Here is a 13,461-nt window from a genome sequence, read left to right as displayed (position 1 = left end):
GGCGGGACCGGCGGCGGCTCGGGGCGGGGTGCCTCGGCGGGGGGCTCCGTCGCGGCCTCGGCCGGGGCGGGCGCGGCGGCCAGCGGCTCCGCCGGGGCGGGGGGATCGGCCGGTGCCGCGGCGGGCGCCTCGGGCGGCGGCTCGGGCGGGGCCTCGGCCGGGGGCGCGTCGGTCCTGGGCGGGGGGGTGCTCGCCTCGGTCGCCGGGGCGGCCTGCTCGGCGAGCTCGGGCGCCCCTTCGGCGGCGCCGACCGGGCCTTCCCAGACCAGCGGGGTTCCCTCGACCACCGGGGGCTCGGGCAGGCGGGGCGGCGAGAGGTTCACGAGGATGGCGGCCAGCGCCGCGCCGTGCAGGGCGGCCGCCAGCCACCAGGGCCAGGTCCGGGCGCGCTGCCGGCGGCGGCGGGGGCGCCAGGCGGGCGTGGCGCGGGGCACGGCCGGGCCCCCGGCGGCGGCGCTCAAGGCCGGGGCCTCAGGGGCGGTTCACAGGACGACGACCCCGCTGTGCTTCGCCTTCCCCTCGGGCTCGACGTGGATGGTGATGACGGCGCTGCCGAGCGCCTCCTTCAGCGCCGCCTCGATCCGGTCGCAGATGACGTGCGCCTCGGCCACCGGCATGGCGCCGGGGACGACGAGGTGGAACTCGACGAAGGTGATGCGCCCGGCGCGGCGGGTGCGGAGGTCGTGGGCCTCGATCGCGCCCTCGGCCTGGGTGGAGACGAGGCCGCGGATGTTGGTGAGGTCGTCGGCCTGCACCGCCTCGTCCATCAGCCCGCCCACGCTCTCCCGCAAGAGGCGGGCGCCGGAGAAGAGGATCATCACGGCCGTTGCCGCGGCCAGCAGGGGGTCGAGCCAGAGGATCCCGGTGACGGTGACCAGCCCGACGCCGATGATCACCCCCGCCGAGGTCACCACGTCCGACATGAGGTAGTGGGAATCGGCCACCAGCGCCGGCGAGCCGAGGCGCTTGCCCCGCCGGCGGAGGATGGTGGCCCAGCTCGCGTTGATGGCCGTCGCCACCGCCGAGAGGGCGAGGCCGAGCGCCGGCTGGTCGGGCGGGCGCAGCTGGAACCAAGCCTGGTAGGCCTCCTGCAGGATCATCGAGGCCGCGACGAGGATCAGCGCCCCCTCCAGCACCGCCGAGAAGTACTCGACCTTGGCGTGGCCGTAGGGGTGGTTGTCGTCGGCCGGCATGGCGGAGTAGCGCACGGCGGCCAACGCGGCCGTGGCGGCGGCGACGTTCACCACCGTCTCCAGCATGTCCGCGAAGAGCGCCGTGCTGCCGGTCAGCCACCAGGCCGCGCCCTTGAGGGCGAGCACGGTGAGGCCGACGCCGAGGCTCGTCCAGGCGGTGCGTTCGGCCGACTTCATCGGGAGGGGGTCATCGGGGCGGGCTCATCCGCCCCGACATAGCCCGCCCGCCCCTAGACCGAGAAGTACTTCGCCCGCGGGTGGTGCAGCACGATCGCGGAGGTGGATTGCTCCGGGTGGAGTTGCCATTCGTCGGAGATCGTGACTCCCACCCGTTCCGCCTTCAACAGGCGGAGCAGCGGCTCCTGGTCCTCCAGCTTCGGGCAGGCCGGGTAACCGAACGAATACCGGCCGCCGCGGTAGCCCTGGGAGAGCATCTTCTCCATGTCCCGGGCGTCCTCGCCGGCGAAGCCCCATTCGGCACGAATCCGCTTGTGGACGTACTCCGCCATGCCCTCGGCCATCTCCACCGAGAGGCCGTGGAGGTAGAGGTAGTCCTGGTAGCGGTTATCCTCGAACCACTCGCGCGCCATGTCGCTCGCCTTCTGGCCGACGGTGACGACCTGCAGGCCGATGACGTCTCGTGCCGCCGGCCCGTCGTCGATGTCACGCACGAAATCGGCGATGCAATCGCCATCGGCCTTGGGCTGGCGCGGCAGGGTGAAGCGGGCGGCCTCGGTCGCGCCGTCCTCCTCGAAGAGCACGAGGTCGTTTCCCTGCCCCGCGCATTTCCAGTAGCCGTAGATGGCCTGGGGCCGGAGGATCTCGCCCTCCTCCGCGATCGCCAGCATCCGCCGCAGCACGGGACGCAGCTCCTGCTTCGCCCAGCCGATGAAGTCCTCGAGGCTCCGCCCCTGCTTCCGGAAGCCCCACTGGAATTGGTAGAGGCTGCGCTCGTTGATGAAGGGAACGATGGCCTTGGGCGGGGCCTCGATCACCTTGGCGCCCCAGAAGGGCGGCACGGGGACGGGCTCGCTGGCGGTCTCGCGCCGGCGGCGGGTCTGCGCGTAGCCGATCTCGACGGGGGCGAAGCCGCGGGCGTCGGCCACGCCGAGCGTGCGGCGCTCGCTGCGGCCCTTGCCGGAGCGCTTGGCCTGGAGGGCGGCCAGGTAGTCGTCGAAGCCGTTGCCCATGACGCGGTCCATCAGGTGCAGCCCGTCGAAGGCGTCCCGCGCGTAGGCCACGCGCCCGCAGGCATAGGCCTTCACGCAGTCGTCCTCGACGTAGTTCCGCGTCAGCGCCGCGCCGCCGAGCATGACGGGGATGTCGACGCCCTGGCGCGACATCTCCTCCAGGTTCTCGCGCATCACCACCGTGGACTTCACCAGCAGGCCGGACATGCCGATGGCGTGCGCCTTGTGCTCGCGGGCGGCGGTGACGATGTCGGCCAGCGGCACCTTGATGCCGAGGTTGACGACCTTGTAGCCGTTGTTCGTCAGGATGATGTCGACGAGGTTCTTGCCGATGTCATGCACGTCGCCCTTGACCGTGCCGAGCACGATCGTGCCCTTCTCCTGGCCCTCCACCTTGACCATGTGCGGCTCGAGATAGGCGACGGCCGCCTTCATCGTCTCGGCGGACTGCAGCACGAAGGGAAGCTGCATCTTGCCGGCGCCGAAGAGCTCGCCCACGACCTTCATGCCGTCGAGCAGGATGTCGTTGATGATGGTTAAGGGCTCGATCCCCCGCGCCAGCGCGTCCGCTAGCTCGTCGTCCAGCCCCTTGCGGTCGCCGTCCACGATGCGGTCCTTGAGGCGCCCCTCCACCGTCTCGGCCTTGGCGCGCTTGGCGGTGTCGGCGGCCTTCCGGCCGGAGAAGATCTCGAGCAGCTTCTGGAGGGGGTCGTAGCCCTCCGCGCGGCGGTCGAAGATGAGGTCCTCGGCGACGCGCACCTCCTCCTCGGGGATGAGGTGAAGCGGCTTGATCTTGGAGACGTGGACGATCGCCCCCGTCATGCCCGCGCGGACCGCGTGGTCGAGGAAGACGCTGTTCAGGACGTGCCGCGCGGCGGGGTTGAGGCCGAAGGAGATGTTGGACAGGCCGAGGATGATCTGGATGTCCGGGAAGCGCTCCCGGATCATCCGGATGCCCTCCAGCGTCCAGAGGCCGAGCTTGCGGTCGTCCTCGTTGCCGGTCGCGATGGTGAAGGTCAGCGGGTCGATCATGAGGTCGGACTGCGGCAGGCCGTGCTTGTCGCAGGCGAAGCTCACCAGGCGCTCGGCGATGCGGAGCTTGTCCTCCGCGGTCTTGGCCATGCCGACCTCGTCGATGGTCAGCGCGATGACGGCCGCGCCGAACTTCTTCGCCAGCACCAGGCGGTCCCGCGCGTGGCCCTCCCCGTCCTCGAAGTTGATCGAGTTGATGATGGGCTTGCCGCCGTGCAGCTTCAGCGCCGCCTCGATCACCGGCGTCTCGGTGGAATCGATGACGAGGGGGGCGTTCACGCTGCTCGTGAAGCGCGTGACGACCTCGTTCATCTCCGCCACCTCGTCGCGCCCGACGAAGGCGGTGCAGATGTCGAGCGAGTTGGAGCCTTCCGAGACCTGCTCGCGCCCGATGGCCACGCAGCCGTCCCAGTCATGCGCCTCCTGACGCTGCCGCCACACCTTCGACCCGTTGGCGTTGCAGCGCTCGCCGATGGAGAAGTAGGCGTTCTCCTGGCGGAGCGCCGTCGCGCCGTAGAGGCTGGCGACGGAGGGCACCCAGACGGGCTTGCGCGCGACCGGCGCCGGGCGGGCCTTCGCGCCGCCGAGGCGCCGCAGCATCGCGTCCAGCGCCTGGATGTGCGGGATGGAGGTGCCGCAGCACCCGCCGATGAGGTTCAGCCCGTCCTCGGTGACGAAGCGCTCCATCCAGCTCGCCATCTCGGCGGCGCCGAGCGGGTAGTGGGTGTGGCCGTCCACCAGTTCCGGCAGGCCGGCGTTGGGCTGGACCGAAAGAAGGCCGCGCCAGTTCTGCGAGAGCCAGCGGACGTGCTCGGCCATCTCCTGCGGCCCCGTCGCGCAGTTGAGGCCGATCAGCGGCACGTCGAGCGCGTCCACCACCGTGGCCGCCGCCGCGATGTCGGGGCCGACGAGCAGCGTGCCGGTCGTCTCCACCGTCACCTGCACGAAGATGGGGATGTCGGCGCCGGCCTCGGCGATCGCGCGCTTGGCGGCGTTGACCGCGGCCTTGATGAAGAGCGTGTCCTGGTTCGTCTCGGTCAGGATGGCGTCGCAGCCGCCCGCGATCAGCCCCTGGCACTGCCCGAACAGCGCGGCCTCCAGCGTGTCGTAGGCGATGTGGCCGAGGCTCGGCAGGCGCGTGCCCGGGCCGATGTCGCCGATCACCCAGCGCGGGCGCCCGTCCGAGAAGCCCTCGGCGGCCTCGCGCGCGAGCTCCACCGCGCGCTTGTTGATCTCGTGCGTGCGCGCCGTCAGGTCGAACTCGCCGAGCGTGACGGGGCTGCCGCCGAAGGTGTTCGTCAGCACCATGTCGGCGCCGGCCTCGAAGTAGCCGCGGTGGATGTCGCGCACCATGTCGGGGCGGGACAGGTTGAGGATCTCGGTGCAGTTCTCCTGCCCCCAGTAGTCCTTCTCGATATCGAGGGTGAGCGCCTGGACGCGGCTGCCCATCGCGCCGTCGCAGAGGAGGACACGGTCGCGCAGCGCGTCGAGGAGGTGCGGTCGGGGCATGGGGCGTTCTCTCAGGCGGGCTGGGCCGCGGTCGCGCGATGCGCGGACCAGAGGCGGACGTTCAGGGGGCCGGGCACGTCAACGGGAGGCGAGAGGGAGCAGCCGGCGGCGCCGAGCCAGCCCGCGAGCTGGGCGTCGTCGAAGCCGGGCCAGCGGTGGGCGTGGCGCTCCATGAGGTCGGCCCTGGCGTGGGGGGCGAGGTCCACGACCAGCAGCGCGCCCTCGGGCGAGAGGACGCGGGCGGCCTCGGCGAGGGCGGCGGCGGGGTCCTCGGCGTAGTGGAGCACCATCTGGAGCGTCACGGCGTCGAAGGAGGCGTCGGCGAAGGGGAGCCGGTACATGTCGGCCTGGCGGACGGCGCAGCGGGACGCGAGGCCGCGCTCGGCCAGGCGGCCGCGGGCCAGCGCCAGCATGTCGCGGCTGGCATCGACGCCGAGCGCGTTGTCGCAGCGGTCCGCCACGAGCTCGAGGAGCTGCCCGGTGCCGGCGCCGATGTCGAGCAGGCGGGCGATGCGGGGCGGCAGGGCGTCGCGGAGCGCCGCCTCGACGGCGGGGGCGGGCAGGCCGAGGGCGCGCATCTCGTCCCAGTCGGCGCCGGCGTTCTGGAAGGCTTCCGACGCCGCGCGCGCGCGCTCGGCGCCGAGGCGCGCGGCGAGGCGGCGGTCGGCGGCCAGCAGGGGGTCGTCCTCGGGCAGGCGGGCGAGGATGGCGTGGGCCAGGCCGCCGCGGGGCGAGAGGGAGAAGTAGACGTTCGGCCCCTCCGGCATGCGGTCCAGCAACCCCGCCTCCACCAGCAGCTTGAGATGGCGGGACAGCCGGGGCTGGGACTGGCCGAGGGCCGCGCAGAGGTCGGTCACGCAGAGCGCCCCCCGCGCGCAGAGGGCGAGGAGGCGGAGGCGCGTGGGCTCGGCGGCGGCGCGGAGCTGGGCCAGGATGTCGTCCATAGCCTTGATCATGACATAACGATATCTTTATGTCTATCTTGAAGGAGCAACCCGCCATGCCTGTCTTCGCCGATGGCCGCATTCCCGTCCTGCCGGTGGCCGACGAGGCGGCGATGCGCGCTGCCCTGGCCGCGCGCCCCGGCGCCGCGGTGCTGGCGGAGGCGCCGCCGCCGGAGATGCCGGCGGGCGCAGTCGCGGTGGCGAGCTTTGACCTCTACCTTTCCTCTCATCCCCAGGCCTGCACCTGCTGCGGCGGGCGCCCGCCGCTGGCCGCGGCGCTCGACCGGCTGTTCCTGGCGCGGGTGAAGGGCCAGGCGCCCTGGTTCGACCGTGTGGTGGCCCTGGTTCCCGGCGAGGACGCCCGCGCGGCCCTGGCCCGGACGCTCAAGGAGGACCCCATGGCCTCCAGCCGCTACCGCCCGGAGGCCCCGGGCGGGCGGCCCGGGAGCGTGTGCTAGAATCCCGATTTCGCGCCGCGCAAAATCTGATACTGTATTGAATCTCCGCTTTCATGCCTGTTTGATGCGGAAAGAGATGGTTTCATGCTCGAATCCGCGGCTCCTGAGACCGTTCCCACGGTCGTCCTGTTCACGTCCCATCTCGTCACCCCCGGCATCGTCCGGCAGTTCCAGGCCCTTCGCCGTGCCTGCCCGCCGCACATCACGGCCGTCTGGCTCATGCACGCGCCCCCGGGGGCGAAGCGGCCCCGGTTCCTGCGCAACACCCCCCTGCACTTCGTGACCACGACGGAGATCCGCACGCCCGAATACCCCGCGAAGTCGGCGGGCGGACCGGAGTGGATCTTCCACTCGGGGGGCCATACCGACCTCCCGGTGCTGCATTTCTACCGGCAGCACCCGAACTACGAGCGCTACTGGTACATCGAGTACGACGTGCGCTTCAGCGGCCGCTGGGAAACCTTCTTCGCGGCCTTCGAGAACAGCAAGGCCGACCTTCTCACGACCACGATCCGCAGCGCGGCGGCCGATCCGGACTGGTGGATCTGGTTCAAGTTCGGCACCCCCGAGGGCCCGAGCGCGGTGGTGCCGGGATTCCGCTGGGAGCAGCGCATGGGCGCCTTCATGCCGGTCTTCCGCGCGAGCCGGCGGGCGATGGAGACCATGGACGCGGCCTATCGCGAGGGGTGGTCCGGGCACCTGGAGGTGACCTGGCCGACGATCCTGCACAATGCCGGCCTCCTCCTGGAGGACATCGGCGGCGCCGGCGCCTTCACGCCGCGCTACCGGCGGACCCACTTCTACAGCAACACCCTTCTCGAGCCCTCCTACTACCCCGGCAGCTTCGTCTACCGCCCCCTGAAGTGGCCCGTGTTCCGGCTCAAGCGGAACTACCTCTGGCACCCCGTGAAGACCTTCAAGGACAGCCTGAAGGAGAGCTACTGGGCCATGCGCAGCGCCCTCACCCGGTGGCGGTACGGCGACGTCGTGGCCTACAAGGCCCTGCCGGAGAGCCTCAACCCCTACTACCTCGAGTTCATGGAGGAGACGGACGACCACCTCGCCTACCGCGAGGGCCGCAACCCCACCGGCCCGCTCTCGGTGCTGGGCGAGCACGTCATGTGCAGCCTTCTCCGCGCGGGCATGACGGACGAGCAGGTCGGCGCCCAGATGAGCGTTCCCGTCGAGGACGTCGCCCGCCGGCGCGCCCGCTGGGGACGGGAACAGGCGGCGCTGGGGTGAGCGCGGGCGGGGCCCGCCCCGCCGCTAGGCCGGCAGGGTGCGCTCGCCCTCGCCGAGGGCCTTCTGCATGTAGACCACGTCCACCCAGCGGCCGAACTTCAGCCCGACGGCGCGCAGCAGGCCGGTCTGCTTGAAGCCGAGCGAGAGGTGCAGGCCGATCGAGCCGACATTCTCCGAATCGCCGATCACCGCCACCATCTGGCGGAAGCCTGCGGCCTCCGCGCGCGTGAGCAGCTCCGCCACCAGCGCCTTGCCCACGCCCTGCCCGCGCACGTCGTCGCGCACGTAGATCGAGTTCTCGACCGTGTGCCGGTAGGCGGAGCGGGGATGGAAATTGGCGTAGTACCCATAGCCGAGGACCGTCCCGCCCTCCTCGACGACCAGCCAGGCGTGGCCGGCGGCCTGGATGCGGGCGAGGCGGGCCGCAACCTCCTCCGGGGCGGGCGGGGCCTCCTCGAAGGTGCCGGTGCCGTGCAGCACGTGGTGGGCGTAGATCGCGGCGATGGCGGGGGCGTCGTCGGGCGTGGCGTCGCGGATGGGCATGCGTCGTGCCTAGAGCAGATCGGGCGAGGAAGGGAACACCCCGCCGGAAAAATGTTGCCTACGTGGAAAGTTCGAGGGCCGCGGCAAGCCGCTCGGCCAGGGCCAGCAGCGCCCGGTCCCGTCCCGGTGCCGCGAGGATCGAGAGTCCGACCGGGGCGCCCTCCGCCTGCGCCGCGGGGATGGAGACCTCGGGCAGCCCCGCGAGGCCGGAGATGGCGGTGACGCCGATCGTCCGCTCGCGCACGCGAAGCTGCTCGGCCTGGCTGGCCTCGAGCGGCGGGGAGATGAGGGGCGAGGTCGGGTAGGCGAGGACGGCGCCTCCCCCGAGCAGTCCCAGGAGGCGGCGGCGGAAGCCCTGGCGGAAGGCGCGGCCGGCGGCGCCGAGGCCGGGCGGCAGGTCGCGCGACATCGCGAATCGCTCGCCGACGCCCGGGCCGAAGGCGGGGGAGGTCGCGGTGATCCAGTCGCCGAGCGTGGCCCAGGCCTCCTCCGCCTGGGCGCGGCGATAGGCCTCGTAGAGGGCCGGCAGCCCCTCCGGCACGAGGGAGACGGACAGGGCGGGGCCGAGCAGCGATTCCAGCGCGCCGGCCGCCGGGCGGAGCGCCGCGGCCACGGCGGGGTCGGCGTTGTCCCAGGCCTCGCCGACCAGGAGGAGGGGGCCGAGGGGCCCCTCCCCGCCCTCGGGCAGCAGCGCCTCGCCCGCGCGCCGGAGGACGGAGGCGCGGGCGGCGAACCAGCCGGCCGTGTCGTAGGAGGGCGCGAGCGCCCGCGCGCCGACGAGCGACACCGCGCCCCAGGTGGGCCGGATGCCGAAGATGCCGCAGTAGGAGGCGGGGATGCGGACCGAGCCGCCCGTGTCGGAGCCGAGCGCGATGTCAGCCTCGCCCAAGGCCACCGCCGAGGCGCTGCCGCAGGAGGAGCCGCCGGGAAAGCGGCCGGGCGCGCGGGGGTTAAGGGGCGTGCCGTACCAGATGTTCTCGCCGGCCATGCCGAAGGCGAGCTCCACGGTCTTCGTCTTGCCGACGAAGCGCGCCCCGGCCTCGGCGAGGGCGAGCACGGCGGTCGCGGTCGCGGCCGGCACGGGGTGGGTGCGGGCCCAGTCGGGGTTGCCGTAGGTGGTGGGCGCGCCGGCGACGTCGTAGAGGTCCTTGGCGGCGAAGGTGAGGCCGTCCAGCGGCCCCGTGCCGGAGGCGAGCGCGGCGCGGGGGCCGGGCATGAAGCCGCTGAGGCGCTCCGCCTCCGTCAAACCCTCGGCCGCCATGCGGACTCCCCCTTGCTGCGCGGGCGGATGCTGCGGCAGCGGCGGCGTCCTGTCCAACCGGGGGCGGTCAGGCCAGCGCGGCGCCGACCAGCAGGCAGGCGCCGGCGCCGAGGCTGAGGACCCAGCGCAGGCGGAGATAGGCGGCGGGAAGCAGGCCGCGCCGGGTGGCCAGGGTCTCGACCGCGGCCGTCGCCACGAGGATCGCGGCCAGCGAGACCAGCCCCGACCGCAGCGGAACCAGCAGCGCGACCCAGGCGAGGAGGGAGGGCACCACCCCGAGCCCGATCCGCCCCCAGGCCGCCCCCTCCTCGCCGGGCGCGGGGCGCAGGGCCAAGCCCCAGTGCACCGCGCCCAGGAAGGCCGCGATGGTGGCGCCGTAGGCGAGCAGCGCCACAAGCAGCAGCGGCCGCCATGACGGCGAGAGGGCGGCGAGCAGGGCCAGGCCGGCGAAGGGGATGAGCCCGGCCGGGCCGAGGATCCGGGCCGGGCTGGGCAGGGGAAGGTTCGGCGTGTCGGGCATGGCGGGCAGATCGTGCGCGGTGGCCGAGGGGCAAGGCCGCGCCGCCCGGGACGCGGCCCCGACCCTCCATCACGCCGCCCGGCGGAACCCCGCCGGGCGACGCCCCGTTCAGCCCCCGAAGATGAAGTCCGCGCTCGAGAGCGAGGCCTTCGTGATGCCGACCAGCGTGAGGGTGTCGGTGCCGGAGAAGGTGATCACGACGTTCCCGCCCACGTCCTGGCTCGCGTTCTGGACGGCCAACAAGTTGGCGAAGGTCCCGGTCTGAAACTGGATCTGGTCGCGGTTGCCCGCCGCGCGGCCGAAGTCGGTGATCACGTCCGCCCCGAAGCCGGTCCCGAAGATGAACAGGTCGTTGCCGACGCCGCCGGTGAGCTGGTCGTTGCCCGCGCCGCCGACGAGGCGGTCGATGCCCTCGTCGCCGAAGAGGGCGTCGTTGCCGATTCCGCCGAAGAGGATGTCGTCGCCCGAGCCGCCGGACAGGGAGTCGTTGCCGGCGTCGCCGTTCAGCGTGTCGGCCTCGCTGCCGCCGAAGAGCGTGTCGTTGCCGTTGCCGCCGGTGAGGTTGTCGGCGCCGGCGTCGCCGGAGAGATCGTCGTCGCCGTCGTCGCCGCTGAGGAAGTCGTCCTCGGTGCCGCCGGAGAGGATGTCGTTGTCGGCGCCGCCGTAGAGGCTGTCCCGGCCCGCCCCGCCGGTGAGGCGGTCGATGCCATCCTCGCCGTAGAGGACGTCGTCGCCGTTCTCGCCAAAGAGAGCGTCGCCCCCCGTGCCGCCCGCGAGGGTGTCGTTGCCGTCCTGGGCGTAGACGACGTCGTTCCCCTCCTCGCCGAAGACGAGGTCGTCGTCGTAGCCGGCGATCACGAGGTCGTCGCCGATGCCGCCCGTGATGGAGTCGTTGCCCGCGCCGCCGAGCAGCGTGTCGTTCCCGGCCGCGCCGCTGAGGTTGTCCGCGCCGTCCTCGCCGTCGAGGTAGTCGTTGCCGTCCTCACCCAGGATGATGTCGTTGCCGGCCCCGCCGGCGAGGGTGTCGTTGCCCTCCCGCCCGTAGAGGATGTCGATCCCGTCCTGCCCGTAGATGAGGTCGTCGCCGCCCTCGCCGACGAGGAGGTCGTCGTCCGCGCCGCCGGTAATGGAGTCGTTGCCGGCGCCGCCGAAGATCGAGTCCCGCCCGGCCACGCCGTTGAGGTTGTCGTCGCCGTCCTCACCGATAAGGAGGTCGTCGCCGTTCTCGCCGAAGAGGACGTCGTTGCCGATGCCGCCGGCCAGGGTGTCGTTGCCGTCCTGCCCGAAGAGGAGGTCGCGGCCGGCCTCGCCGTAGACGACATCGTTGCCGAAGCCCGCCACGACGATGTCGTCGCCGTCGCCAAGCGCGATCGTGTCGTCGCCGGCGCCGCCGTCGATCCCGTCGTCGCCGGCGCCGCCGCCGATGTTGTCGTTGCCGTCCTGGCCGTTGATCTGGTCGTTCCCGTCGCCGCCGGCGATCGTGTCGTTGCCCAGTCCCGCGAGCACGTTGTCGTTGCCCGCGCCGGCGAGGATGAGGTCGTCCCCGCCCAGGGAGAAGATCACGTCGTCCCCGTCCCCGCCCTCGATGCGGTTCGCCCCGTCGTTGCCCTGCAGCAGGTCGGCGAAGGCCGAGCCGCGGACGTGGTCGATGTTGACGAGGGTGTCCATGCCGCCGAACCAGCCGTCGTCGCTGGTGAGGCCGATGTTGAGGCGGACCGCCACCCCGGAGAGGCTGTTCGCGTAGTCCGCCGTGACCAGCGTGCCCGCCACCGGCGCGCGGAGGGTGTCCGTCCCGCCGGCCCCCTCGATGTAGGAGACGAGCGACCCGTTCACGGCGCCGATGATCGTGTCCGCGAACTGGGTGCCGCGGGCGTGCTCGATCGAGATGAGGGTGTCGGTCCCGCCCCAGGCGTTGGTGGCGGCGCCGTTGATCCCGTTGCCGAGGTTGATGAAGGCGCCCGCGGTCGGCGCGGTCCCGCTGTAGGAGCCGGCGCGGTAGGTGTCCTGCCCGTCGCGCCCGTCGATCCGGTTGTTGCCCTGGCCGCCGCTCAGCTGGTCGTCGCTGGGCGTTCCGTAGATCGTGTCGTTGCCGGCGCCGCCGGTGGCGCCGTTGAGGTTGTAGAGGCTGTCGGACCCGGCCGCCTTGAACAGCCCGCCGCCGTAGCCCTGCCCGGGCCCGATCGGCGTGGTGCCGAGGTCGATGGTGACGGACTCCGTCCCGCTGAACACGACTGTGTTCAGCCCGCCGCGCCCGTCGATGAAGTGCTGCCCGGCGCTGCCCACGCGGAAGACGTCGCCGCTCGCGCCGCCGAGGAGGGTGTCGTTGAAGTCGGAGGCGCCGAGGCTGCGGACGTTCACCAGCGTGTCGGTCCCGCCGTCGCCGTCCGAGGCGACGCCCGTGGCGAGGTCGGCGTAGACGGCGGAGGAGGCGCCCGCGTAGTCGGCGCGGTTGAGGATGCTGCCCTGGCCGTTGATCGTGTCGTTCCCGGCGCCGCCGCGAAGGTTGACGCTGTACCAGCTGTAGGCGGCGTTCGTGCCGATCAGGACGTCGTTGAAGTCGGTCCCGCGGATGCTGTTGACGTCCCAGATGAGGTCCTGGGTAGTGTTGGGCTTGAGGACGATGAGCTCGGGCAGCTCGAAGAGGCCGGTCTCGATGCTCGAGACGTAGCCGATGATCCCCGCGGAGGTGGTGGTGTAGGAGACGGTGTTGAAGCCGGGGCCGCCGAAGTAGATGTCGTTGCCGGTCGTGGCGTCGAAGAAGTCGTCCCCGCTGCCGCCAGAGACGAGGTCATCGAAGGAGGAGCCGGCCACGCGGCGCACGCCGACGAGGGTATCGTTGCCGCGCCCGCCGCCGGACGCCGTGCCGGCCGTGAGGTTGATGGTGACGCCGCCGGTGGCATCCCGGTAGGAGACGAGGTTCAGGAGGCTGCTCCGGCCGTCGATCCGGTCGTCGCCGGGGCCACCGATGAGGGTGACGGCATAGGGCAGACCGGCGGTGGTGTCGGCGGTGCCCGTGAGGATGTCGTTGCCCGAGCCGCCGATGATACGCTGAATGTCGACGTAGGTGTCGGTCCCGATGCCGGCCTTCACGACGGTGCCGCTGTAGGCCGAGGCGGAGACGGTCAGCTGGATGGCGTAGGTCTGCCCGGCGTAGCTGATCTCGTTGTAGCCGCCGCCGCCGTCGATCGTGTCGCTTCCGTTCGACGCCAGGAAGGTGTCGTCGGCGATCGTCCCCGTCAACGCGTTGTTGGCGCTTGTTCCAACGATCTGTGCCATTTGCAGAACCCTAATGATCGACGCGCGGGAGCAGCCCACCGGATGGATCAGTTATGCAACTGATACGATACGATTGCGAAGCGCTTAACGGCGCGGGATCCTTCAAGCTACTGTGAAAAAACGAAGAAACGGCGAAGTATTCACGGGAACTTGTGGCGCCCGCCCGGCTGCTGGCGGCGAAGTGCCGTTGACACGGGTTCGAATCGACCGGCTGGCGCCCGCGCGGCCGGGTTGGCCGCCTTTGGGCGCTCCCCCCGGCAGCCTCGGGACGGCGGCTGCGGCCCCAGGCGGAC

Annotated in this window: 9 protein-coding genes and 1 pseudogene; 2 read left to right on the top strand and 8 right to left on the bottom strand. The window is 72.1% G+C overall.

What is annotated here, in order from left to right:
• The 4 genes and pseudogenes from EAH89_RS24765 to EAH89_RS24750 all read right to left on the bottom strand — a co-directional run.
• Positions 1 to 461: pseudogene (locus tag EAH89_RS24765) on the bottom strand (hypothetical protein); the annotation flags it as partial.
• A gap of 21 nt (positions 462 to 482) precedes the next feature.
• Entirely contained in the window at positions 483 to 1,370 is an 888-nt protein-coding gene (locus EAH89_RS24760; RefSeq protein ID WP_140886387.1) for a cation diffusion facilitator family transporter, read from the bottom strand.
• Between the two features lie 53 nt (positions 1,371 to 1,423).
• Positions 1,424 to 4,924, bottom strand: a complete 3,501-nt coding sequence (metH, locus tag EAH89_RS24755) for a methionine synthase (protein ID WP_140886386.1) — start codon at positions 4,922 to 4,924, stop codon at positions 1,424 to 1,426.
• 11 nt (positions 4,925 to 4,935) lie between these two features.
• Positions 4,936 to 5,868: an ArsR/SmtB family transcription factor gene (locus EAH89_RS24750; protein WP_140886390.1), complete on the bottom strand. Its 933-nt coding sequence runs from the start codon at positions 5,866 to 5,868 to the stop codon at positions 4,936 to 4,938.
• A 56-nt stretch (positions 5,869 to 5,924) separates the two neighbouring features.
• Here EAH89_RS24750 and EAH89_RS24745 point away from each other — a divergent pair, with 56 nt between their 5' ends.
• Together EAH89_RS24745 and EAH89_RS24740 are read left to right on the top strand one after the other, a co-directional pair.
• Positions 5,925 to 6,326 (top strand): hypothetical protein, encoded by a 402-nt coding sequence (locus EAH89_RS24745; RefSeq protein ID WP_140886385.1) that lies wholly within the window; start codon positions 5,925 to 5,927, stop codon positions 6,324 to 6,326.
• A gap of 84 nt (positions 6,327 to 6,410) precedes the next feature.
• On the top strand, positions 6,411 to 7,568 hold the full coding sequence (locus EAH89_RS24740; protein ID WP_140886384.1) for a DUF3405 domain-containing protein: 1,158 nt from the start codon (positions 6,411 to 6,413) through the stop codon (positions 7,566 to 7,568).
• Positions 7,569 to 7,592: 24 nt separating this feature from the next.
• Here the strand turns inward: EAH89_RS24740 and EAH89_RS24735 are convergent, their stop codons facing one another.
• The 4 genes from EAH89_RS24735 to EAH89_RS24720 form a co-directional block, all read right to left on the bottom strand.
• Positions 7,593 to 8,111: a GNAT family N-acetyltransferase gene (locus EAH89_RS24735; protein WP_140886383.1), complete on the bottom strand. Its 519-nt coding sequence runs from the start codon at positions 8,109 to 8,111 to the stop codon at positions 7,593 to 7,595.
• A gap of 58 nt (positions 8,112 to 8,169) precedes the next feature.
• Positions 8,170 to 9,372 carry an amidase gene (locus EAH89_RS24730; protein ID WP_140886382.1) on the bottom strand — a complete coding sequence of 401 codons (1,203 nt, stop codon included), beginning with the start codon at positions 9,370 to 9,372 and terminating at the stop codon, positions 8,170 to 8,172.
• A gap of 67 nt (positions 9,373 to 9,439) precedes the next feature.
• Positions 9,440 to 9,892, bottom strand: a complete 453-nt coding sequence (locus EAH89_RS24725; RefSeq protein WP_140886381.1) for a DUF3429 domain-containing protein — start codon at positions 9,890 to 9,892, stop codon at positions 9,440 to 9,442.
• 108 nt (positions 9,893 to 10,000) lie between these two features.
• Entirely contained in the window at positions 10,001 to 13,168 is a 3,168-nt protein-coding gene (locus EAH89_RS24720; RefSeq protein ID WP_140886380.1) for a calcium-binding protein, read from the bottom strand.
• Positions 13,169 to 13,461 lie beyond the last annotated feature (293 nt).

The sequence above is a fragment of the Muricoccus nepalensis genome, assembly GCF_006438825.1.
GTDB classification, from domain to species: domain Bacteria; phylum Pseudomonadota; class Alphaproteobacteria; order Acetobacterales; family Acetobacteraceae; genus Roseomonas; species Roseomonas nepalensis.
The sequence above is the reverse complement of the archived record's forward strand: the minus strand, read 5'-3'. Positions and strand labels throughout refer to the sequence as shown.